This is a genomic window from Streptomyces sp. M41, assembly GCF_043673425.1.
Classification (GTDB): domain Bacteria; phylum Actinomycetota; class Actinomycetes; order Streptomycetales; family Streptomycetaceae; genus Streptomyces.
Genome location: NZ_JBIMKE010000002.1, coordinates 443,086 through 463,930 on the forward strand (window position 1 = coordinate 443,086; position 20,845 = coordinate 463,930).

Consider the following 20,845-nt stretch of genomic DNA (forward strand, 5'->3'; position numbering starts at 1 on the left):
CCGGGAACCGCGGCCCTCAGCAGCGCGCGCCCTCACGCCCTCTGTGTCTGTGTCCGCGCCCTGCTCACGTCGTACACGCCCGCCACGTTCCGCATGGCCCGCATCAACCCGGGGAGCTGGGCCGCGTCGGGTAGTTCCACGGTGTACGTGTGCCGTACGTGCTGCTGGCTCGGCGGCTCGACGGTGGCCGAGACGATCTCCGCGCCCTCCATGGCCATCGCTTCCGTGAGGTCCGCCAAGAGATGTGGGCGAACGAACGATTCGGCGACCAGGGTCACCCGGCACTCGGTGGTCTCTCCCCAGCGCACGCCGACCGCCGAGCGCCCCGCGCTCTTCATACGCGCCACCGCGGCACACTCGACGCGGTGCACGGTCACCACTCCCCCGCGAACGGCGAAGCCGGCGACCTCGTCGGGCGGTACGGGGGTGCAGCAGCCGGCGAGGCGTGCGCTCGCGCCGGGCCGGTCGACGAGGACGTTCGCGGCGGCGGGGCGGCCGACGGGTCCCTCGACGCCCGGACGCCCGGGCGCTCCCTCCGCGACGGGGCGGAAATCCGTCCCGTCCCCGGCCTGACGAAATGCCTTCGTCTCGCCGGCCTGACGAAGAGCCCCGTCATCGGCCCGAGAGGGTACCGCCCCCGCACCCCCGGCGCGACGAGCTGCGGCTCCGCCCGCGGCACGACCGACAGCGATCCCGTCCCCGGCCGGCCGAACGGCCGTAGTACTCCTGGCAGCCCCTTGGTCGGCCACTCCGGCCCTCTCGGCCCCCTCGTCCTCCGTGGAGCGGACCGGCGCCGTCCCGGCCTCCCCCGCGGCGAGGACCTCGCTCTGCGGCGGATGGGCGGCCAGCCACCGCTGGATGGCGATCCGGGCGGCAGCCGTGTGCGCGTGCTCCAGCCACTCCCTGGAGGGTTCCGAGGCCGGGTCCTGTCCCATGAGGAGCTGGACGGAGTCGCCGTCCCGCAGAACCGTGCTGAGGGTCGCGAGCCGGCCGTTGACGCGGGCGCCGATGCACGCGTGGGCGTCCTCGCCGTACTGCGCGTACGCGGCGTCCACACAGGTCGCGCCCTCGGGAAGGCCCAGGGTGCCGCCGTCCGGCCGGAAGACGGTGATCTCGCGGTCCTGGGCGAGGTCCTCGCGCAGGGTGGACCAGAAGGTGTCCGGATCGGGCGCGGCCTCCTGCCAGTCGAGGAGACGGGAGAGCCAGCCGGGGCGCGTGGGATCGGCGCGCTCGCCGTCGCTCGACGCGGTCTGCTCGTCCGAGGGAGGAGCATAGGGATTGCCGAGTGCGACGACACCGGCCTCGGCGACCTTGTGCATCTGGTGGGTGCGGATGAGGACTTCGGCGACTTGGCCGTCCTCGCGGGCCACCGCGGTGTGCAGCGACTGGTACAGGTTGAACTTGGGGACGGCGATGAAGTCCTTGAACTCCGAGACGACGGGCGTCATACAGGTGTGCAGTTCACCCAGGACTCCGTAGCAGTCCGCGTCCTCGTTCACCAGCACCAGCAGTCGGCCGAAGTCGGCGCCGCGCAGCCGTCCCCGCTTGCGGGACACCCGGTGCACGGAGACGAAGTGCCGTGGCCGGATGAGTACTTCGGCCTGGATGTCGGCCTCGCGCAGGACTTTGCGCATCTCGTCGGCCATCTCGGCGAGCGGGTCGTCCGCGCGGGAGGCGTTCTCGACGATCAACTCCCTTGTGTGCTCGTACTCCTCGGGGTGCAGGATGGCGAAGACCAGGTCTTCCAGTTCGGTCTTGAGCGCCTGTACGCCGAGCCGTTCGGCGAGCGGGATGAGGACGTCGCGGGTCACCTTGGCGATGCGGGCCTGTTTCTCGGGGCGCATCACACCGAGGGTGCGCATGTTGTGCAGCCGGTCGGCGAGTTTGATCGACATCACGCGGACGTCGTTGCCGGTGGCCACGAGCATCTTGCGGAAGGTCTCCGGCTCGGCGGCGGCGCCGTAGTCGACCTTTTCCAGCTTCGTCACGCCGTCGACGAGGAAGCGGACCTCCGCGCCGAACTGCTCGCCGACCTGATCGAGGGTCACGTCGGTGTCCTCGACGGTGTCGTGGAGCAGAGAGGCCGTCAAGGTCGTGGTCTCGGCGCCCAGTTCGGCGAGGATCAGGGTCACGGCCAGGGGGTGGGTGATGTACGGCTCGCCGCTCTTGCGCATCTGGCCGCGGTGCGAGGACTCGGCCAGGACGTAGGCGCGGCGCAGCGGTTCGAGGTCGGCCTCGGGGTGGTGGGCGCGGTGGGCGTCGACGACATGGCTGATCGCGTCGGGCAGCCGGTCGCGTGCGGCCGGGCCGAGCAGCGCGGCCCGGCCGAGACGGCGCAGATCGATCCGGGCGCGGGCCTTCCTGCGAGGTACGGCAGGCGCCGCAGGGCCTGCTACCGGGCCTGGCGTCGCGGGATTCGTGGCCTCCGCACTCATGGGCACCTCCGGCTGCGTGGACCGGCGGACGGTGTGCCCCATGGCGGACACGGCTCAGGGGATGGCGACTTCTCCCCCGCCCGGGCCGGTGCTTGATGCTACCGAGCCCATCACGTGTGACTGACCGTCTCTCGCCGAGCGTGAAACGGATCACCCATTCGAGCGAGGGTTTGCAGGTTTACGAATTCGCGCCATGCCACAGGCCGGAGTTCGCGAAATTGAACCTCTCCGGCGCCGCCGACAACCTCACATCCAGGCCATGCGCCACTCAAGGCTTTGATGGCAAGTCTCAAAACCGCTCAACGAGCGAGCTGTTCCAGCCACTCAGGGTCGATCTCGCCCTCGGCCACGATCACCGCGGGACCGGTCATCTCGACCTCGCCGTCCGGCCGCTCGGTGATCACCAGGGTGCCACCAGGCACATCGACGGTGTACGTCACGGGGGTGCCGGTGACCGCCGGGTCGGCCCCGTCCCGCCGCGCGGCGGCCACAGCGACGGCGCATGCGCCCGTGCCGCAGGAACGGGTCTCGCCGGAGCCGCGCTCGTGCACGCGCAGGGCGACGTGTCCGGGCCCGCGGTCGACCACGAACTCGACGTTGACCCCGTCCGGGTAGGCCGAGGCAGGGGTGAAGGGCGGCGGGGTGTGCAGATCGCCGGCGTGGGCGAGGTCGTCCACGAAGGCGACGGCGTGCGGGTTGCCCATGTTCACGTTGCGGGCGGGCCAGCTGCGCTCACCGACACTGACCGTGACGTCGCCTTCGGGGAGCCGGGCCTTGCCCATGCCCACCGTGATGCCGCCGTCCTTGGCGATGTGCACGGTCTTCACACCACCGCGCGTGGCCACCGTGAGGTCGCCTTCCCAGACGTGACCGGCGCGCTGGAGGTAGCGCGCGAAGACGCGCACGCCGTTGCCGCACATCTCCGCGACCGAGCCGTCGCCGTTGCGGTAGTCCATGAACCACTCGGCCTCGGTCGCCATGTCCTCGGCCTCGGGGTGGGCCGCGGACCGCACCACGTGCAGCAGTCCGTCACCGCCGATGCCGGCACGGCGGTCGCACAGGGCGGCGACGGCGGCCGGTGGCAGGTCGATGGCGTTCTCGGGGTCCGGAACGATCACGAAGTCGTTCTCGGTGCCGTGCCCCTTGAGGAAGGCGATCCGCGTGCTCATTCCTCGATCGTACGGTGCGGCTCCGACAGTGCCGAAAAAGATCCGTGAGTCACGGGAGACGGGGCCGCTTCAGCACCCGGCCAGGTGCGGCCCGCCCCGACGGGCGGCCCGCCGATGGACGACGCCCGTCAGCGCAGGGGGTCACTCGCCGTACGCGCCGCCCATCAGCGCAGGCGCGCCACTCTCCATACGGCCAGTACCACGATCGCGGCGACGACCAGGGCGTAGGCCAGCACGACCCGCCAGTCCGGTCTGCGCCCGGAGCCCCGCTGCGGGAGCCCGGGCCAGGTGTGGCCCACCCGGCGGGCGGCCATCATGCCCCAGCCCGCCGCGCACGAGCAGATCAGCAGCCCCAGCATGGCGATCACGGCACCGCTGTCGCCGAAGTCGAAGGCCAGCGGGAACGCGAACATCAGGGAGCCGACCGCGGCCAGGGACACGATGGGGGCGAGCTGCCAGATGCGCAGGCGGCGCTGCGGACGCAGCTCGACCTCGACCTCCGGGCCGCCCGCGTACATCTCCTCGGGCTCGGGTCCGTCGTCGGTGACAGCGACCTCCGTCTCGTCGAGCCCGTCGGGGCTCAGACGGTCGCGGTCCTGCTCCGGTTCGTCACGGTCGGTGGTGACGTTCTCGGTGCTTTGTGCGGTGTCGCGAGGGCCGGCCTCCATCGCCACGCGCCCTCCCAACTCGGATTCCACTTGGTCGATCGAAGCTCGATGATGGCACGGCGCCGGAGGCCGGGATGACGGCCGGAGCGTCCCGATGCCATCACGTGATCAGGCTGTAACCGGTCGTTCGACCAACGCCAGGGCGAGCTGCGGAAGTTCCCTGAGGTCCGCCGCGGCCCCACTGAGCCAGTGCACCCGCGGATCGCGCCTGAACCATGAATCCTGGCGGCGCGCGAAGCGCTTGGTGGCCCGGACGGTCACGGTCCGCGCCTCTTCAAGGGTGCAGTCCCCGGCGAGCGCCGCGAGCACCTGCTGGTAGCCGAGTGCGCGCGATGCCGTACGCCCCTCACGCAACCCTTGCGCCTCCAAGGCGCGCACTTCCTCGACGAGCCCCGCCTCCCACATCCGGTCGACCCGGCGCGTGATGCGCTCGTCCAGCTCGGGGCGAGCCACGTCGACTCCGATCTGGACCGTGTCGTAGACCGAGTCATGGCCGGGGAGGTTGGCCGTGAAGGGCTGCCCGGTGATCTCGATCACTTCGAGAGCCCGGACGATACGTCGGCCGTTGCCCGGCAGGATGGCCCGCGCGGCCTCCGGGTCGGCGGCGGCCAGGCGGGCGTGCAGCGCCCCGGAGCCGCGCAGCGCGAGCTCCTCTTCCAGCCGGGCCCTGACCTCGGGGTCGGTGCCGGGGAACTCCAGGTTGTCGATGGCACCCCGGATGTACAGGCCCGAGCCGCCCACGAGAATCGGCCAGCGCCCCTCGGCGAGCAGGGCGTCGATCCGCTCCCGCGCGAGCCGCTGGTACTCGGCGACGGACGCCGTGACCGTCACGTCCCAGATGTCCAGCAGGTGGTGCGGTACCTCGGCGCGCTCCTCCGGCGTCAGCTTGGCGGTTCCGATGTCCATCCCTCGATACAGCTGCATGGAGTCGGCGTTGACGACCTCGCCGCCGAGCTGCCGGGCCAGGAAAACGCCCAGATCGGACTTTCCGGCCGCGGTGGGTCCGACTACGGCAATGACGCGGGGGGCGGGGGGTGCGCTGCTCACCGCCCCAGTCTCGCAAACCTCACGGGGTGGCCTCGAACGAGTTACGTGACGGCACACGCGTGAGGTCGTTGCCAGTTGCGAGGTTCTCGCCGCCGGTTTCGCGGAGGCGGCGACCCGGGGGCGCAAACGGACGCACCGGACGACGCGGGATTTCGCCCGCACGAGTAACGTATGGAGTTGATATGGGCGTTTTCGCACGACTTTTCCGGAGGTCGAAGGCCACGGAAGAGGCGTCAACCGCCGAGGCGCAGGCCGACACACCGGCGGCCGAGCCCGCGACGGAAGAGGCCGCAGAGGTGAAGGAGTCGGCCGCGGCCGAGGCCGAGGAGGCATCGGCGGAGCAGTCGACGGCGGCGGAGGCCGTCGAGGCGGACACCGACACCGAGACCGACGACGGCGTCGAGATTCCCAAGCAGCAGTCGGCCGACAAGGCGGCCGACAGCGAGGCCGGCGAGGGCGCCCGCACGTAACTGCCCCGCGCGGGAAGGTGAAGCATGGGTCTGATGCACAATTTGAAAGCCAAACTCTCCCCGGCCAAGGACAAGGTCTCCGACTTCGCACAGCGACACGAAGAGCAAGTCCACCACGGCCTCGACAAGGCCGCGAAGGCCGTCGACGAGAGGACCAAGGGCAAATACAGCAACAAGATCCAGTCGGGCACGGGCAAGGCCAAGGGCGCCATGGACCGACTCGCGCACAAGGGTGACGACACGGCGACGGACAGGAGCACGCCGCCGCCGGACGCACCCCCGCCGACCACCTGAACGGCGCTTGGGCCGGGACGGCACCTCAGCCCGAACGGCACATCGACGGACGGCCGCGGAGCTTGACGGCTCCCGGCCGTCCGCCGTTTCATGCGGCCGTCCTTCGGTCGGCGGCGGCGCAGGGCTGATCGGCCGGTGGCAACGCCGGTGCTGGTCTGCCGGTGGCGACACAGGGGTTGGTCTGCCGGTGGCGACGCAGGGATTGGTCTACCGGTGGCGACGCAGGGGCTGATCGGCTGGGAGCGACACCGAGGGTGGTCGGCTGGCGGCGACACCGACACCCGCCGTCCCGCACCCCCGCCGTTCGGGGGCCACCCGCCGTTCGAGGCGCCCGCCGCCCAGGCCACCGCCGCCCAGGTCATCCGGTGACGATGCCCGCGCCGCACACGCCCGGCCGTTACGACCAGGCCGCGACCACGTACCCCACCCCGTACGGCGCGTCCTCGTACAGCAGGGCTCCCGCGAGACCCGCCTCCTCGGCCGCGCCCGCGAGAACCTGCCAGGGCAACCGCCCCGAGGCCAGAAGCTCGCGCGCGAGCCCGATGTCGAGCGCCTTCAACGCGGCAAGGTCGGCCGCACCCAGCGCACGCCCCACGGACGCGTCGAAGGGTGCCGCCCGCTCGTCGAGGTAACCGGGAGCCTTGAGCGTGCGGCACGCGCTGGCGTCGCCCATCACCAGCAGCGCCACCCGCTCGGCCCGGGAGGCGATGTCCCTTCCGATCTCAATGCATCGCTCGGCCTCGAGAGGTTCTCCCACCCCGAGTCCCTCGATCGGGGCATCCGACCAGTCGGTTCGCTCCAGCAGCCAGGCGCCTACGGCGAGCGAGGTCGGCAGCGCTCGCCCCGGCTCCTCGCCTCCCGTGCCCAGGCGTACGTCGACATCGACGCCGAAGCCCCGGAAGGAACCCGGCGTCCCCTCGGCGTACGTCCCCTGCTCGCTCTCCTCGGCGGGCCCGACGATCACGAGCCGGTCCGGCCGGGCGGCGGCGAGGACGCCGAGCGCGTCACAGCACGCGGCACGCGCGGCGTCCAGCTCGGGTGCGGCGCCCGCGGCGACCTCGGGCACGAGGAGTGGCGGACACGGGCAGACTGCGGCGGCGACAAGCATGATCGGCAGCCTACTGCGACGTCCCGGAACGCTCCGGGACGCATCCCGCGCTCAGGTCAGTCGACCGCGCAGCCGCCGGTGACCACGGGCAGCGGCTCCGGCACGCCGACCTTGGGCAGACCGAGCATGACGCCGGCCGGCCCGGCGGCCTCGGTGGCGTTGCGCTTCTCCCAGGCGTCACCCGCGCGCGTGCGGCGCACCTCGAGGACGGCGCCCTCGGCGAGGAGGTGGTGCGGGGCGGCGTAGGTGATCTCGACCGTCACCACGTCGCCGGGGCGCACCTCCTGCTCCGGTTTGGTGAAGTGGACCAGCCGGTTGTCGGGGGCGCGGCCCGACAGACGGTGGGTCGTGTCGTCCTTGCGGCCCTCGCCCTCGGCGACCATCAGCTCCAGGGTGCGGCCGACCTGCTTCTTGTTCTCCTCCCAGGAGATCTCCTCCTGAAGGGCGACGAGACGCTCGTAGCGCTCCTGGACGACCTTCTTGGGGATCTGGTCGTCCATGGTGGCCGCCGGGGTGCCGGGGCGCTTGGAGTACTGGAAGGTGAAAGCCTGCGTGAAGCGGGCCTCACGCACCACGTGCAGCGTCTGCTCGAAGTCCTCCTCGGTCTCGCCGGGGAAGCCCACGATGATGTCGGTGCTGATCGCGGCGTGCGGGATGGCGGCGCGGACCTTCTCGATGATCCCGAGGTAGCGCTCCTGGCGGTAGGAGCGGCGCATCGCCTTCAGGACGGTGTCCGAGCCGGACTGGAGCGGCATGTGCAGCTGCGGCATGACGTTCGGCGTCTCGGCCATGGCGGCGATGACGTCGTCGGTGAAGTCGCGCGGGTGCGGGGAGGTGAAGCGGACGCGCTCCAGGCCCTCGATCTTCCCGCAGGCCCGCAGCAGCTTGCTGAAGGCCTCGCGGTCGCCGATGTCGGAGCCGTACGCGTTGACGTTCTGGCCGAGCAGGGTGATCTCGGAGACGCCCTCGGCGACCAGGGCCTCGACCTCGGCGAGGATGTCGCCGGGACGGCGGTCCTTCTCCTTGCCGCGCAGCGCGGGGACGATGCAGAAGGTGCAGGTGTTGTTGCAGCCGACGGAGATGGAGACCCAGGCCGCGTAGGCGCTCTCGCGCCGGGTCGGCAGCGTGGAAGGGAACGCCTCCAGCGACTCGGCGATCTCGACCTGCGCCTCCTCCTGGACGCGGGCGCGCTCCAGCAGGACCGGCAGCTTGCCGATGTTGTGCGTGCCGAAGACGACGTCCACCCAGGGCGCCCGCTTCACGATGGTGTCGCGGTCCTTCTGCGCGAGACAGCCGCCGACCGCGATCTGCATGCCGGGGCGGCCGGCCTTCTTCGGGGCGAGGTGGCCGAGGTTGCCGTACAGCTTGTTGTCGGCGTTCTCCCGGACCGCGCAGGTGTTGAAGACGACGACGTCCGCGTCGCCGTCCGACCCTTCGGGCGCACGTACGTAGCCGGCGTCTTCGAGCAGCCCGGACAATCGCTCGGAGTCGTGGACGTTCATCTGGCACCCGTAGGTGCGCACTTCATAGGTCTTGGTTCCCTGAACGTCCACTGCGAGGCTCCGGTCACTGCTGCTGGTCATGCCCTCAAGGGTAGGCCGTCCGGGGAGGCACCCGTCCCGGCCTGTGGACAACGGGCCCGATCACCACGGGCAAGCCCGCAAGAGCCGAGGAAGGCCAAGCCCAAGAAAGCCGAGAGAGCGGGCGGAGCCCGTCCCGGCCCGTCACCTCCCGACCGTCCCCCACCCTTGCCGGCGCAGCACCCCCGACACATCCGGCGACTCGTAATGATCGCCCTTGAGCACCTTGCCGTCGGCCCGGCGGGAGACCTGGCCGTCGGGTCCGAGCTTGGTCATGTTGGAGCGGTGGATCTCGGCCAGCACGGCATCGAGGTCGATCCCGTGGACCAAAGCCGTGCCGTACGCGACGTAGACCACGTCCGCCAGCTCGTGCGCGAGCCTGTCGAGCGGGCCCGCGACGGAGACCTCGGCGACCTCCGCGGCCTCCTCGGCGAGCAGCTCTCCACGATGTGCGGCGAGTTCCGGCGAGACCTCGGTCGGCGTTCTGCGGGCATCGAGCCCGAAGGCGAGGTGGAATTCACGGACGAGGTCGGCAGGGGAGGAACTCATGCGCCGACTGTAACGGCCGGGTACGACAGCCCCGCCCTGGCTGTGAGGCGTCAGCCGTCCGCCCGAGGCCGCTGCCTGCCCTGGGCCCTGTGACCCCCGCCCTGGTCAGCACCCCGGACCGGCTGGCAGGATCTCGGCCATGTCCAAGGCAGTCACTCGCATCACCGGGCGCCGGGCCCTCCAGGGCGGCGCGGCCGGTGTCGTTGCGTTGGGGTTGCTGCTGTGGTGGCTGCTGCCCCTCGGGGAGAAGCCTCCGAGCGGGACGATCACGTTCAGCACGGGCACGCGCGCGGGCGTCTATCAGGAGTACGGCGAGCTGCTGCGCAAGGAGCTCGCCAAGGACATGCCCCAGCTGAAGGTGCGGCTGCTGACCAGCGACGGGTCGCAGGAGAACGTCAAGCGCGTCGCGACCGGCAAGGCCGACTTCACGATCGCCGCCGCCGACGCGGTGGACACGTTCAAGATCAACGGCTATCCCGTCATGGACCGCCTGCGCGGCGTCGCCCGTCTCTACGACGACTATGTGCAGCTCGTCGTCCCACCGGACTCGGACATCCGCTCCGTCGCGGACCTGAAGGGCAAGCGGGTGGCCATAGGGCTGCCCAACTCCGGCGTACGGCTGATCGCCACGCGAGTGCTGGAAGCCGCCGGCATCGACCCGGAGAAGGACATCACGCCCAGGTCGGACGGTATCGACACCGGACCCAAGCGGCTGGGCCACGAGCTGGACGCGTTCTTCTGGTCGAGCGGGGTGCCGACGGACGGGCTGGAGAAGATCGTCGAGACCTCGTCGTTCCGGTTCGTGCCGATCGACGCCGACCTCGTCGCCAAGGTGCACGCCCAGGGGGACGCGGCCCACTTCTACCGCGCCACCAATATGCCGGAATCGGCATACCCGACGGTCCAGAACGGCGACACGGTGCCGACGATCGCCGTCTCCAATCTGCTGATCACCCGCAAGGACATGGACCCCCGGCTCACCGAGTGGCTCACCCGCACGGTGATCAAGAGCCGTGACGGCATCGGCGCCCACGTCCACTCGGCGCAGCTGGTCGATCTGCGCACGGCGATCTACACCGACCCGCTGAGCCTGCACGAGGGTGCCCGGCACTACTACCGCTCGGTCAAGCCGTAGCGGTCCGGCCGGCTCGTCAGAGGTCCGGCGCCGATTCGTTCAGGGGGCCGGTCGGATCGTCAGCTGGGCCGGCCGGTTGGTCAGAGGTCCGGCCGGTTCATCAGGGGTTCGGCCGGCTGGTCAGGGGTCCGCCGGACACGTCAGGGGCCCGCCGGGTTGGTAGGGGCCAGGCCGGTCAGCTAAGCCCCCCATTGTCATCAGTGACCCACCCGCTACGCCGCCGGCGCGGACCTCGGCACCGTCACCGTCACCCGGAGCCCATGGGGCTCGTGATGGCCGTACGAGATGGAGCCTCCGCTCGCCGCTAGCAGGGCGCGCGAGATGGACAGGCCGAGGCCCGAGCCCTTGATGTTCTGGTGCCGGCCGCTGCGCCAGAAGCGGTCGCCCACGCGGGCGAGCTCCTCGTCGGTGAGGCCGGGGCCCCGGTCGCTCACCACGATCGTCGACGTGGTGCCGTTGGAGGCGACGGTCACCTCGACGTTCTCGTCCTTCGGCGTGAACTTGACCGCGTTGTCGATCACCGCGTCCAGCGCGCTGGACAGCGCCACGGGGTCGGCCCAGGCGGTGGTGGGCGGGCAGTCCGACAGCAGCCGTACGCCCTTGGCCTCGGCGGTGGGCGCCCAGGCCGCCACCCGCTCGGCGGTCAGCGCGCCGACGTCGGTGAGTCGCAGGTCGGCCGCGGTGTGCTCGGCCAGGGCCAGGTCGAGCAGGTCGTCGAGAACCTGAGCCAGACGCTTGCCCTCGGCCTGGACCGAGGCGATCTCCGCATTGCCCTCGGGTAGTTCGAAAGCGAGCAGTTCGATGCGCAGCAGCAGCGCCGCGAGGGGGTTGCGCAGCTGGTGCGAGGCATCCGCGACGAAGGCGCGCTGTTGCTCCAGGACGTCCTCGACGTTGTCCACCATCTCGTTGAACGACCGGGCCAGGCGCCGAAGTTCCGGCGGACCGCTGGCCACCGCGACCCGCGACTTCAGGCGCCCGCTCGCGATCGCGTGCGTGGTGGTGTCCAGCACGCGGACCGGCTTCAGTACCCAGCCGGTCAGGCGGAGCGCGGCCCCGACGGCCAGCAGCATCGCGGCGGTCAGACCAGCGCCGATGATCAGCCAGCCGTCCAGGATCCGTGAACGCATCTCGCCGGTGGGCGAGTCGGTGACGACAACCGCGACGACATCACCGTCCCGGATGACCGGCGAGGCGACGACGAGGCGGCCACGCTGCCAGGGCCACACCTGCTCGGGGTCGTGGCTGCGACGGCTGAGCAGCGATTCCTCAAAGGCGTCACGCACTTCGCCGGTCGCAGGCAAGAACCAGTTCTTAGGGCCGTTGGCCAGGGGCGTGTCATTGGGCAGGAAGACGCCGGCCCTGATGCCGTAGACCTCGTAGTAGCTCTGGAGCTCCTGGCTCAGGACGCGCAGCTCGTCGCGGGATCCGGTCGTGGTGTCGGCGGCGGGCCGGGCGATGGCCGCGAAGTACGCCGTGTCGTCGATCCGGTCGACGATCACCTTCTGCTGCTGTGCCGAGGCGAGGCTGACGGCGAGCGGGACGCCCAGCGCGAGCAGCACGGCCGCCATCAGAACGATGAGCAGCGGGAGGAGACGAGTGCGCACCCTTGCCCGCTACGCGCCCGGGGCGACGAGTCGGTAGCCGACGCCGCGTACGGTCTCGATCAGCGCCGGCATGCGGAGCTTGGCCCGCAGGGACGCCACATGCACCTCAAGAGTGCGGCCGGTCCCCTCCCAACTCGTCCGCCACACCTCACTGATGATCTGCTCCCGGCGGAAGACCACTCCGGGGCGCTGGGCGAGCAGCGCGAGGAGGTCGAACTCCTTACGGGTCAGCTGCACCACCGAGCCGCCCACGCTGACCTGACGGGTGGGCAGCTCGATGTGCACCGCGCCGAGCCGCAGCACACCGTCGCCCTCCTCCGTCACGTCCTCCTGCACGGTGCGCCGGCTGACCGCGTGGATCCGGGCGAGCAGCTCACCGGTGTCGTACGGCTTCACCACGTAGTCGTCGGCCCCGAGGTTGAGGCCGTGGATACGGGAGCGGACGTCGGAGCGGGCGGTCACCATGATCACCGGGGTGCTGGTGCGCTTGCGGATCTTGCCGCAGACCTCGTAGCCGTCCTGGTCGGGCAGGCCGAGGTCGAGAAGGACGACGCCGAAGCCGTTGCCCTCCGGGACGAGCGCCTGAAGTGCTTCCTCGCCGCTGCGCGCGTGGGTGACGTCGAAACCGTGCCGCGCCAGGACCGCGGACAGCGCGGCGGCGACATGGTTGTCGTCCTCGACGAGGAGCAGTCTCACCCCGGCCTCCTTCGGTTCATCGGCCGTACGATTTCAATAGCTACACAGGGGTGCACGCGCGCGCGTGCATCCAGGAAGTCACGCTGATGGACGACGACGCCGTCAAGTGCGTTCCGGCCGCACGCCGCTTCCGTTATGGAGCCGGTACGCGCCCCGGTGTCAAGTGCTACGACACGTGTCCGATTGCTATCGGATCGTGATGCTCAGATTCACCTCAGAACTGATGACGCAGGTCGGATACGGTTATTACTGTCCTCCGAAACCGAGGAGGACGGAGCCTGAGAGCGATGACCGAAGTATCGGTGGCCAAGGAAGACGTGGCCGCGACCGCCGACCTGGTCGTCCTGAAGAACGTGAACAAGCACTTCGGCGCGTTGCATGTACTCCAGGACATCGATCTGACGATCGCCCGCGGTGAGGTCGTCGTGGTCATCGGACCCTCCGGGTCCGGGAAGTCCACCCTGTGCCGCACCATCAACCGCCTCGAGACGATCGACTCCGGCGCGATCGCCATCGACGGCAAGCCGCTGCCCCAGGAAGGCAAGGAGCTCGCCCGGCTGCGCGCCGACGTCGGGATGGTCTTCCAGTCCTTCAACCTTTTCGCGCACAAGACTGTGCTCGAGAACGTGATGCTGGGCCAGATGAAGGTCCGCAAGACCGACAAGAAGAAGGCCGAGGAGAAGGCCCGAGCCCTGCTCGACCGGGTGGGCGTGGGCAGCCAGGCGGACAAGTACCCCGCCCAGCTCTCCGGCGGCCAGCAGCAGCGTGTGGCCATCGCCCGTGCCCTGGCCATGGACCCCAAGGTCATGCTCTTCGACGAGCCCACGTCGGCTCTCGACCCGGAGATGATCAATGAGGTCCTGGAGGTCATGCAGCAGCTGGCCCGCGACGGCATGACCATGATCGTCGTCACCCATGAGATGGGCTTCGCCCGTTCGGCCGCCAACCGGGTGGTGTTCATGGCGGACGGCAAGATCGTCGAAGAAGCTGTGCCGGACCAGTTCTTCAGCAACCCGCGCAGCGACCGCGCCAAGGACTTCCTGTCCAAGATCCTGCACCACTGACGGATTGCTTCACGCACCCGACGACCTGCGTCACCCGCCCCCCTGACGGGACGCGCCTCTTCATCACACAAAGGATGTTCACCATGAAGCTCCGCAAGGTCTCCGCCGCGGCCGCTGCTGCACTTGTCCTTTCCATCACCGCCACTGCCTGTGGTGGCGACGGCGACAGCAACTCGGGCTCCGGTGGCGGCGACAAGATCAAGATCGGCATCAAGTACGACCAGCCGGGTCTGGGCCTGAAGGAGCCCGACGGTTCCTTCTCCGGCTTCGACGTGGACGTGGCGACGTACGTCGCCAAGGAGCTCGGCTACGAGCCCGACCAGATCGAGTTCGTCGAGACGAAGAGCGCCGACCGCGAGAACGCGCTCGCCCGTGGCGACGTGAAGTTCATCGCCGCCACGTACTCCATCACCGACGAGCGCAAGGAGAAGGTCGACTTCGCCGGCCCGTACCTGCTGGCGCACCAGGACCTGCTGGTCAAGACGGACTCGGACATCACCGAGGCAACGGACCTCAACGGCAAGAAGCTGTGCTCGGTGACGGGCTCCACCTCGGCGCAGAACGTCAAGAAGGACTTCGCCCCGAAGGCCAACCTGACGGAGCGCGGCGGCTACTCGGAGTGCATTGCTGCTCTGCAGAGTGGCGCTGTGGATGCACTGACCACGGACGACTCGATCCTCGCCGGCTATGCCGCGCAGGAGCAGTACAAGGGCAAGTTCAAGCTCGCCGGCCTGAAGCTGAGCAACGAGAACTACGGTGTCGGTGTCAAGAAGGGCGACACCGAGACCGTCAACAAGGTCAACGCCGCGCTGGAGAAGATGGTCAAGGACAAGGCCTGGGACAAGGCGGTCACCGAGAACTTCGGTCCGGCCAACTACAAGAACGAGCCCGCGCCGAAGATCGGCGTCATCGTCAAGTAGCGCAGAGCTCCACCGGCGCGCCGCCGTCCACCGCGATCAGGGCGGCGGCGCGCCGCGCTATCCACGTTCGCCACCCACCCGGAAGCGCGGGAGATCGTGTTCGATTTTCTTTCTGACTACAACGACCCGACCCTGTTGGGTGCCTTCTGGATGACGGTGAAGCTCACGTTCTTCTCCGCCATCGGCTCCATGGTCTGGGGCACCCTCCTGGCCGCAATGCGGGTCAGCCCGGTCCCGCTCATGCGCGGGTTCGGCACGGCCTATGTGAACATCGTCCGGAACATCCCCCTGACGGTCATCATCATCTTCACCTCGCTCGGCCTGGCCGACATCTTCGGCGTGACGATGGGCGCTTCCGACTTCGGCGTGCGGGGCTTCCGCCTGGCCATCCTCGGTTTCGTGGCCTACACCGCGGCCTTCGTCTGCGAGGCGATTCGTTCCGGCATCAACACCGTGCCGCTCGGCCAGGCCGAGGCAGCGCGTGCCATCGGGCTGACCTTCAGCCAGACCCTCCGGCTGATCATCCTTCCGCAGGCCCTCCGCTCGGTCATCGGCCCGCTGGCCAACGTGTTGATCGCCCTGACCAAGAACACCACCGTGGCGGCCGCGATCGGCGTGGCAGAGGCCGCCTATTTGATGAAGGAAATGATCGAGAACGAGGCTGAGACGGTGCTGATCGGCGCGGTCTTCGCCTTCGGTTTCGTGGTACTGACCCTGCCCACCGGCCTCTTCCTCGGTTGGCTGAGCAAGCGACTGGCGGTGAAGCGATGAGCTCCGTTCTCTACGACGCTCCGGGCCCCCGCGCCAAGCGGCGCAATGTGCTCATCTCGGTGGTCTTTTTCGCCCTGCTCGCCCTGCTCGTGTGGTTCGTCTGGAACACCTTGGACGAGAAGGGCCAGCTGGAGTGGGCCCTATGGAAGCCGTTCACCGAGTCGGCGGCTTGGACGACCTATCTGCTGCCGGGTCTCGCGAACACGCTGAAGGCCGCGGCCCTGGCCATGGTGATCGCCCTTCCGCTGGGCGCGTTCTTCGGCATCGCGCGCCTCTCCGACCACCGGTGGGTGCGGCTTCCCGCCGCCTGGGTGGTCGAGTTCTTCCGGGCGATCCCTGTGCTGCTGCTGATGCTGTTCGCCAACGAGTTCTACAACCGTTGGACGGACGTCAGCAGTGAACAGCGGCCGCTGTACGCGGTCGTCACCGGTCTGGTGCTCTACAACGCGTCCGTCCTGGCCGAAGTCGTCCGGGCCGGCATCCTCTCGCTGCCGAAGGGCCAGTCGGAAGCCGCGATGGCGATCGGCCTGCGCAAGAGCCAGACGATGAGGAGCATCCTGCTGCCGCAGGCCGTTACGGCCATGCTGCCGGCCATCGTCAGCCAGCTCGTGGTCATCGTGAAGGACACCGCGCTGGGCGGCGTGATGATCGGATTCACTGAGCTCCTCAACGCCCGCCAGACCCTGGCGGCTTTCTACGCCAACGTCATCCCCAGCTTCATCGTGGTGGCGATCATCTACATCGTGCTGAACTTCATTCTCACCAGCTTCGCGAGCTGGCTGGAGAAGCGGCTGCGCCGCAGCAAGAAGAGCACGGGCGCGGTCCTCAGCGCGGAGGACATGGAGGAGCTGAACCCGGCGGCTACGGGTGGCACCTACGGCGCCGGCGCGGGCGGCTCCATCTGAAAGCACACCAGGACTACATCTGACGAGCAGTCAAGTGATGTGAACGACACGAAGGGCAGCGGCATGATCGCCACTGCCCTTCGTCACTTGACGCAAGCACCGGCAATAGGTTGCATACGTTCTGTGATCGTGCACCCTGCTCCAACTTTCTGTTCACTCACGTCCCACGGGACACCGCTGCGGGCAGGGAGCGCCGCGCCGTGGACCCGGTGATCATCGTCGGAGCGGGGCCCGTCGGGCTCGCGCTCGCCCTGGCTCTGGCCCGTCAGGAGGTGCCCTCCGTCGTCCTCGACGAGGGGCCGGGCAAGGACGAACCCCGCCTCGCGCGCACCGTCGTCCTGCGCGAGGACACCGCCGCCCTCATGGAACGTCTGACGGGTACGCCGCTCACCGGAGCCGGGGCGCGCTGGGCCGGATGGCGGGCTATGCGGCGCAAGCAGGTGATGCGCGAGGTCACTTTTGACAGCCCCGCGGGAGCGTGTGAGGGCGCCGCCGGCTCCATGGGCGCCCCCGACCCCGGGGGTGCCACGGCTGCGGCACCTGCCACGGCCACTCCGGCCGCCCCCCTGCACATCGCCCAGCACGTACTGACCGGCGCCCTGCGTGCCGCCCTCGCGGCCGAACCCCTCGTCGAGGTCGCCGTGGACAGCCGCCTGGACGCCATCGAGCAGGAGCCCTCGGGCGTCACCGCGCACACCCGTGGCCCCAAGGGCACCTGGTGGCGCGGCAGCTACCTCGTCGGCTGCGACGGCACCCGCTCGACGGTGCGCAAACTCCAGGACATCCGTTTCCCGGGCCGTACGGCAGTGGAGCGACACGCCGTGGCCGCGCTGCGGGCGGAACTACCTTGGGACGGTCAGGCGTTGCTCCACCGGATGCCGCCGTGGCGGACGTCCGGGCCTTCGGGCGGGGAGGTCACGGCACGGCCGCTCCCGGACGGGGTCTGGCGTCTGGACTGGCTGCTTCCGCCGGGCAAGGACCTGGTCACACCGGAGATGCTCGTCTCCCATGTCCGGGAGACCCTCGCCGGGTGGACCGACGGACCGACACCGTCGTACGAACTCCTGGACACCGGGGTGCACACGGTCCATCACCGGCTGGCCCGGCGTTGGCGCGTGGGCCGTGTCTTTCTCGCCGGGGACGCCGCGCACTGCCTCGGTGCGCTCGGCACCCACGGGCTGGACGAGGGGCTGCGGGACGCCGACAACCTCGCCTGGAAGCTGGCACCGGCCTGGCATCACGGGCCGTGTGAGGCCCTGCTCGACAGTTACCAGGCGGAGCGTCGTGCCGTCGTCGCCGCCCGGCTGCGCGCCGCCGACCAGGCGCTGCCGTTGCTGCGGGGCGGCGCAGGACTGCGCGCGTACGTCCCCGGCACGGCCCGGGGCAATGACGCGCTGCTGGTGGACGGCCACTTGGGGCATGGAGCGATCGGCGCGCCGGGGGCGTACGCCGATTCTCCGCTGACGCCTCAGCAGCTCGAGGGCGAGACCCCCGTGGACACCCAGCGCGGCGCGCAGGTCATGGATGTGCGCGTCACAGCTGAGGACGGCTCCTTCGTACGGCTGCGGGACCGGCTCGGGCGCGCCGCGCTGCTGGTCGTGCTGATCGCGCCGGGCACCGGTGTGTGGGAGCGCAAGCACTGGGCGACCGCCGGGATCATGCCCCGGCTGGCGGCAGCGGTGACGGCGCTGCCCTATCGAGCCGAGCTGCTGGTCGCAGAGAGCTATCCGGGTGCCGCCGCGCACACGGTTCTGCTGGTGCGGCCCGACGGACATCTGGTGACAGCCCTGAGCGGGGTGCGGCCGGCTGATCTGTATACGGCGGCCGAGACGGCGCTGGGTGGACCGGTCAAGACCGGAGCCGGGTCGCCCGGGGCCACCGGGGTCGGATCGACCGCCGAGGCCGGGGCAGGGGCCGGGGCCACGGCTGGGTCGCGCTGATCGAACGTATGAAAGTGGTACTCACCGTCACTGTGCGGTCCGCATGGTGACAGTGAGTTGACCGCTTCGCACCGCCATGGTGTACTCCCGACCATGACCGACACCTGTGTGCGCCTGTGGCGGAGGGTCCATATGGACCTCGTCCGCTATGCGGGCTGCGTGTGTCGTTCGTCCTGCTGAACTCGCATCCCCTCTTCCGCGCGCACCGCGTTCCACACCCGTGCCGTCGCGCGCTTTCGCGAACTCTCTTCAGGACGGTGCCCCTTTGTCTGTCTCCCCTGTCTCCCCTGTCTCCCCTGTCTCCCCTGCCGCCGCTGCCGCCTCGCGGGCGGCTCTCGCGTCGGCGTCGCCTTCAGCGGCCTCCGCTCCGGCTACCGCCCCGGCACAGGCGGTCCTTCTCGACTTCGTACGCCGTACCGCCGCCGACGCCGACCTGATCGCCTCGCTTCCGCTCGACCCCGAGGGCCGTACCTGGGTACGACTCGACGGCCCCGGCGGCAGCGAGGCCTGGCTGATCGGCTGGCCGCCCGGAACCGGCACCGGTTGGCACGACCACGCCGATTCGGCGGGTGCGTTCGTGACGGCGGCCGGTGAGCTCAAGGAGCACTCGCTCGCCGTACGCCTGCCCGCCGACGGCTGGAAGACCCTGGAACTGGCGGACGGCGTGGACCGCGAACGCAGGCTGCCGGCGGGCAAGGGCCGTTCCTTCGGCCATCACCATGTGCACGAGGTCCTCAACGAGTCCGCCGAGCAGCACGCGATCTCCGTACACGCCTACTATCCGCCCCTGCCGCAGATGCGCCGCTTCAGCCGCACCGGGTCGATTCTGCGGCTGGAGCAGGTGGAGCAGCCGGAGGACTGGCAATGAGTGAGGCACGGGAGGTCGGTGAGACGGTGGGCGTGCCGGAACAGCCCGTAGGCATCGACGAGTTGCTGGAGCGGGTGCGCGCCGGCTACGAGCGGATCGAACCGCGAGTCGCGTACGAAGCCGCCCAGCAAGGGCAGGCTCTGCTGGTCGACATCCGGTACGCGGCGCTGCGCGAGCGGGACGGGCTCATCCCCGGTGCCCTCGTGGTCGAGCGCAACGAACTGGAGTGGCGACTCGATCCACAGGGCAGCCATCGCGCCCCGGAGGCCACCAGCCACGCCTTGCGAGTCGTGGTGATCTGCAACGAGGGCTACGCGTCCAGTCTGGCGGTCGAGTCGCTTCGGCGACTGGGACTGCACCGGGCCACCGATCTGGTTGGCGGCTTCCAGGCTTGGCGAGCGGAGGGGCTTCCGGTGTCGCCGGAGGCGCCGGGGGTGCCTGGGCCGAAGTCCTAGACGCCGGCGCTCCGCGAAGGCCTCGCCTCTGCTGCGAACGAACCCGGCCCCGGACGCGATGGGCGCCCCCGTGCGTCCACCGTGCCCGGCGCCGGAACCTTGGGTCACCGTCCTTGTCCGACGCCCACGCCCCTTACGGCGCTGCGACCGCCGTGCCCTCCGTGACTGTTGGGATCAGTACTCCTCGCCCCCCTCGTCCCCCAAAAACTCCGTGTCCTCGCCCTCCTCCTCCAACGCCTGCCGAACCACCCGCAGAGCCATCCCCTCGGGATAGCCCTTGCGGGCGAGCATGCCCGCGAGGCGGCGAAGCCGTTTGTCGCGGTCGAGGCCGCGCGTGGAGCGCAGCTTGCGGGCGACGAGTTCGCGTGCGGTCGTCTCCTCCTGCTCGGAGTCCAGCTGGGCGACGGCCGCGTCGATCAGCGTGGAGTCGACGCCCTTGGTCCGCAGTTCCCGGGCGAGTGCCCGGCGGGCCAGCCCCCGGCCGTGGTGCCGGGACTCGACCCAGGCGTCCGCGAACGCGCTGTCGTTGATGAGACCGACTTCCTCGAACCGCGACAGCACCTCCTCGGCGGCGTCGTCCGGGATCTCCCGCTTGCGCAGGGCGTCCGCGAGTTGCTTGCGCGTGCGCGGGGTCCCGGTGAGCAGGCGCAGACAGATCGCCCGCGCCCGCTCCACCGGGTCCGCTGAAGGCGCCCCCGTCTCGGCCCTCGACGAGGAAGAGGCACCTCCGTCCGCCTCGGACGGCTCGGTACGGCCACCCCGACGGCGCTCGCGCGAGTTCCCCGCCGAGCGCCCGCGGCCGGAGCTGTCCGAGGATCGACCCGTGCCCTCCGAGCTTCGGCCCCCACCACACCCGCGGCGCGAGCCACGGCCGGGCGCACCGGGGCCGAGGGCCGACGCGCCATCCGGCCACGCTTCACGGTCCTCCGCGCCGTGGCCGAGCGGCGCGTCGTCCGTCAGCCCCGACTCGTCGCCGTACCTTCCGTACGCCCCGCTCCTGCCGTACGGCGCCGTGTCGTCGTTCCCCCCGTCCATGTCGTGGGCCGCGTTCCCTCCGTAGGCGTCATCGCCCGCACTGGAGGCAGACCGCCCGGGACCGCTTCTACCCCGTCGAGGCGGAGTGTCCGGGTGGATGGCGTACTCGGCCCAGTCCGTTCGCCGTGTCAC

22 protein-coding genes are annotated in these 20,845 nt (G+C 70.1%); 12 read left to right on the plus strand and 10 right to left on the minus strand.

Going from position 1 to position 20,845, the window contains the following annotated elements:
* Window positions 1-32: 32 nt before the first annotated feature.
* From ACHBTE_RS04215 to miaA, 4 genes are all read right to left on the minus strand, one after another.
* Window positions 33-2,435, minus strand: a complete 2,403-nt coding sequence (locus ACHBTE_RS04215; RefSeq protein WP_394721947.1) for a RelA/SpoT family protein — start codon at window positions 2,433-2,435, stop codon at window positions 33-35.
* A 299-nt stretch (window positions 2,436-2,734) separates the two neighbouring features.
* Window positions 2,735-3,604, minus strand: coding sequence for a diaminopimelate epimerase (dapF, locus tag ACHBTE_RS04220; RefSeq protein WP_394721948.1), 870 nt, complete (start codon window positions 3,602-3,604; stop codon window positions 2,735-2,737).
* A gap of 164 nt (window positions 3,605-3,768) precedes the next feature.
* On the minus strand, window positions 3,769-4,272 hold the full coding sequence (locus tag ACHBTE_RS04225; RefSeq protein ID WP_394721998.1) for a hypothetical protein: 504 nt from the start codon (window positions 4,270-4,272) through the stop codon (window positions 3,769-3,771).
* A 108-nt stretch (window positions 4,273-4,380) separates the two neighbouring features.
* Window positions 4,381-5,319 (minus strand): tRNA (adenosine(37)-N6)-dimethylallyltransferase MiaA, encoded by a 939-nt coding sequence (gene miaA, locus ACHBTE_RS04230; RefSeq protein ID WP_394721949.1) that lies wholly within the window; start codon window positions 5,317-5,319, stop codon window positions 4,381-4,383.
* A 182-nt stretch (window positions 5,320-5,501) separates the two neighbouring features.
* On the opposite strand from miaA, the gene ACHBTE_RS04235 reads away from it, so the two are divergent.
* The 3 genes from ACHBTE_RS04235 (at window position 5,502) to ACHBTE_RS04245 (ending at window position 6,452) form a co-directional block, all read left to right on the plus strand.
* Window positions 5,502-5,789 (plus strand): hypothetical protein, encoded by a 288-nt coding sequence (locus ACHBTE_RS04235; RefSeq protein WP_394721950.1) that lies wholly within the window; start codon window positions 5,502-5,504, stop codon window positions 5,787-5,789.
* A gap of 24 nt (window positions 5,790-5,813) precedes the next feature.
* Window positions 5,814-6,083: an antitoxin gene (locus ACHBTE_RS04240; RefSeq protein ID WP_394721951.1), complete on the plus strand. Its 270-nt coding sequence runs from the start codon at window positions 5,814-5,816 to the stop codon at window positions 6,081-6,083.
* 213 nt (window positions 6,084-6,296) lie between these two features.
* Entirely contained in the window at window positions 6,297-6,452 is a 156-nt protein-coding gene (locus ACHBTE_RS04245; RefSeq protein WP_394721952.1) for a hypothetical protein, read from the plus strand.
* A 28-nt stretch (window positions 6,453-6,480) separates the two neighbouring features.
* On the opposite strand, the gene ACHBTE_RS04250 is transcribed toward ACHBTE_RS04245, so the two are convergent.
* The 3 genes from ACHBTE_RS04250 to ACHBTE_RS04260 all read right to left on the minus strand — a co-directional run bounded on the left by ACHBTE_RS04250 (window position 6,481) and on the right by ACHBTE_RS04260 (window position 9,320).
* Window positions 6,481-7,191 (minus strand): class III extradiol dioxygenase subunit B-like domain-containing protein, encoded by a 711-nt coding sequence (locus tag ACHBTE_RS04250; protein WP_394721953.1) that lies wholly within the window; start codon window positions 7,189-7,191, stop codon window positions 6,481-6,483.
* Between the two features lie 56 nt (window positions 7,192-7,247).
* On the minus strand, window positions 7,248-8,774 hold the full coding sequence (gene miaB / locus ACHBTE_RS04255; protein WP_394721955.1) for a tRNA (N6-isopentenyl adenosine(37)-C2)-methylthiotransferase MiaB: 1,527 nt from the start codon (window positions 8,772-8,774) through the stop codon (window positions 7,248-7,250).
* 141 nt (window positions 8,775-8,915) lie between these two features.
* Window positions 8,916-9,320, minus strand: a complete 405-nt coding sequence (locus ACHBTE_RS04260; protein WP_394721956.1) for a MazG nucleotide pyrophosphohydrolase domain-containing protein — start codon at window positions 9,318-9,320, stop codon at window positions 8,916-8,918.
* A 139-nt stretch (window positions 9,321-9,459) separates the two neighbouring features.
* On the opposite strand from ACHBTE_RS04260, the gene ACHBTE_RS04265 reads away from it, so the two are divergent.
* Window positions 9,460-10,455 (plus strand): TAXI family TRAP transporter solute-binding subunit, encoded by a 996-nt coding sequence (locus ACHBTE_RS04265; protein ID WP_394721957.1) that lies wholly within the window; start codon window positions 9,460-9,462, stop codon window positions 10,453-10,455.
* Between the two features lie 212 nt (window positions 10,456-10,667).
* Here the strand turns inward: ACHBTE_RS04265 and ACHBTE_RS04270 are convergent, their stop codons facing one another.
* Complete coding sequence (locus tag ACHBTE_RS04270) at window positions 10,668-12,059, minus strand: sensor histidine kinase (RefSeq protein ID WP_394721958.1); 1,392 nt, start codon at window positions 12,057-12,059, stop codon at window positions 10,668-10,670.
* Between the two features lie 9 nt (window positions 12,060-12,068).
* Window positions 12,069-12,755, minus strand: a complete 687-nt coding sequence (locus tag ACHBTE_RS04275) for a response regulator transcription factor (RefSeq protein ID WP_394721959.1) — start codon at window positions 12,753-12,755, stop codon at window positions 12,069-12,071.
* Between the two features lie 287 nt (window positions 12,756-13,042).
* Between ACHBTE_RS04275 and ACHBTE_RS04280 the strand changes: the two genes are divergently transcribed.
* The 8 genes from ACHBTE_RS04280 (at window position 13,043) to ACHBTE_RS04315 (ending at window position 19,678) form a co-directional block, all read left to right on the plus strand.
* Window positions 13,043-13,819 carry an amino acid ABC transporter ATP-binding protein gene (locus tag ACHBTE_RS04280; RefSeq protein ID WP_394721961.1) on the plus strand — a complete coding sequence of 259 codons (777 nt, stop codon included), beginning with the start codon at window positions 13,043-13,045 and terminating at the stop codon, window positions 13,817-13,819.
* Between the two features lie 83 nt (window positions 13,820-13,902).
* Window positions 13,903-14,739, plus strand: a complete 837-nt coding sequence (locus ACHBTE_RS04285) for a glutamate ABC transporter substrate-binding protein (protein ID WP_394721962.1) — start codon at window positions 13,903-13,905, stop codon at window positions 14,737-14,739.
* A 96-nt stretch (window positions 14,740-14,835) separates the two neighbouring features.
* Complete coding sequence (locus ACHBTE_RS04290) at window positions 14,836-15,510, plus strand: amino acid ABC transporter permease (RefSeq protein ID WP_394721963.1); 675 nt, start codon at window positions 14,836-14,838, stop codon at window positions 15,508-15,510.
* The gene (locus ACHBTE_RS04295) at window positions 15,507-16,415 is read left to right on the plus strand and encodes an amino acid ABC transporter permease (protein ID WP_394721964.1); all 909 of its coding nucleotides are present in this window, start codon (window positions 15,507-15,509) and stop codon (window positions 16,413-16,415) included. The genes ACHBTE_RS04290 and ACHBTE_RS04295 overlap by 4 nt, the downstream gene beginning before the upstream one ends.
* A 200-nt stretch (window positions 16,416-16,615) precedes the next feature.
* Complete coding sequence (locus tag ACHBTE_RS04300) at window positions 16,616-18,355, plus strand: FAD-dependent monooxygenase (protein ID WP_394721965.1); 1,740 nt, start codon at window positions 16,616-16,618, stop codon at window positions 18,353-18,355.
* 93 nt (window positions 18,356-18,448) lie between these two features.
* Window positions 18,449-18,535 carry a putative leader peptide gene (locus ACHBTE_RS04305; protein WP_349605281.1) on the plus strand — a complete coding sequence of 29 codons (87 nt, stop codon included), beginning with the start codon at window positions 18,449-18,451 and terminating at the stop codon, window positions 18,533-18,535.
* Between the two features lie 85 nt (window positions 18,536-18,620).
* Window positions 18,621-19,223 carry a cysteine dioxygenase gene (locus ACHBTE_RS04310; RefSeq protein ID WP_394721966.1) on the plus strand — a complete coding sequence of 201 codons (603 nt, stop codon included), beginning with the start codon at window positions 18,621-18,623 and terminating at the stop codon, window positions 19,221-19,223.
* Window positions 19,220-19,678, plus strand: a complete 459-nt coding sequence (locus ACHBTE_RS04315) for a rhodanese-like domain-containing protein (RefSeq protein ID WP_394721967.1) — start codon at window positions 19,220-19,222, stop codon at window positions 19,676-19,678. The genes ACHBTE_RS04310 and ACHBTE_RS04315 overlap by 4 nt, the downstream gene beginning before the upstream one ends.
* 174 nt (window positions 19,679-19,852) lie before the next feature.
* Here the strand turns inward: ACHBTE_RS04315 and recX are convergent, their stop codons facing one another.
* Entirely contained in the window at window positions 19,853-20,845 is a 993-nt protein-coding gene (recX, locus tag ACHBTE_RS04320) for a recombination regulator RecX (RefSeq protein WP_394721968.1), read from the minus strand.

Coding starts and splice junctions, on each gene's coding strand:
- miaB (WP_394721955.1), bottom strand. CDS start 8,774: ATGACCAGCAGCAGTGACCGGAGCCTCGCAGTGGACGTTCAGGGAACC.
- ACHBTE_RS04280 (WP_394721961.1), top strand. CDS start 13,043: ATGACCGAAGTATCGGTGGCCAAGGAAGACGTGGCCGCGACCGCCGAC.
- dapF (WP_394721948.1), bottom strand. CDS start 3,604: ATGAGCACGCGGATCGCCTTCCTCAAGGGGCACGGCACCGAGAACGAC.
- ACHBTE_RS04315 (WP_394721967.1), top strand. CDS start 19,220: ATGAGTGAGGCACGGGAGGTCGGTGAGACGGTGGGCGTGCCGGAACAG.
- ACHBTE_RS04215 (WP_394721947.1), bottom strand. CDS start 2,435: ATGAGTGCGGAGGCCACGAATCCCGCGACGCCAGGCCCGGTAGCAGGC.
- ACHBTE_RS04250 (WP_394721953.1), bottom strand. CDS start 7,191: ATGCTTGTCGCCGCCGCAGTCTGCCCGTGTCCGCCACTCCTCGTGCCC.
- ACHBTE_RS04285 (WP_394721962.1), top strand. CDS start 13,903: ATGAAGCTCCGCAAGGTCTCCGCCGCGGCCGCTGCTGCACTTGTCCTT.
- ACHBTE_RS04305 (WP_349605281.1), top strand. CDS start 18,449: ATGACCGACACCTGTGTGCGCCTGTGGCGGAGGGTCCATATGGACCTC.
- ACHBTE_RS04265 (WP_394721957.1), top strand. CDS start 9,460: ATGTCCAAGGCAGTCACTCGCATCACCGGGCGCCGGGCCCTCCAGGGC.
- ACHBTE_RS04260 (WP_394721956.1), bottom strand. CDS start 9,320: ATGAGTTCCTCCCCTGCCGACCTCGTCCGTGAATTCCACCTCGCCTTC.
- ACHBTE_RS04240 (WP_394721951.1), top strand. CDS start 5,814: ATGGGTCTGATGCACAATTTGAAAGCCAAACTCTCCCCGGCCAAGGAC.
- ACHBTE_RS04295 (WP_394721964.1), top strand. CDS start 15,507: ATGAGCTCCGTTCTCTACGACGCTCCGGGCCCCCGCGCCAAGCGGCGC.
- ACHBTE_RS04235 (WP_394721950.1), top strand. CDS start 5,502: ATGGGCGTTTTCGCACGACTTTTCCGGAGGTCGAAGGCCACGGAAGAG.
- ACHBTE_RS04225 (WP_394721998.1), bottom strand. CDS start 4,272: ATGGAGGCCGGCCCTCGCGACACCGCACAAAGCACCGAGAACGTCACC.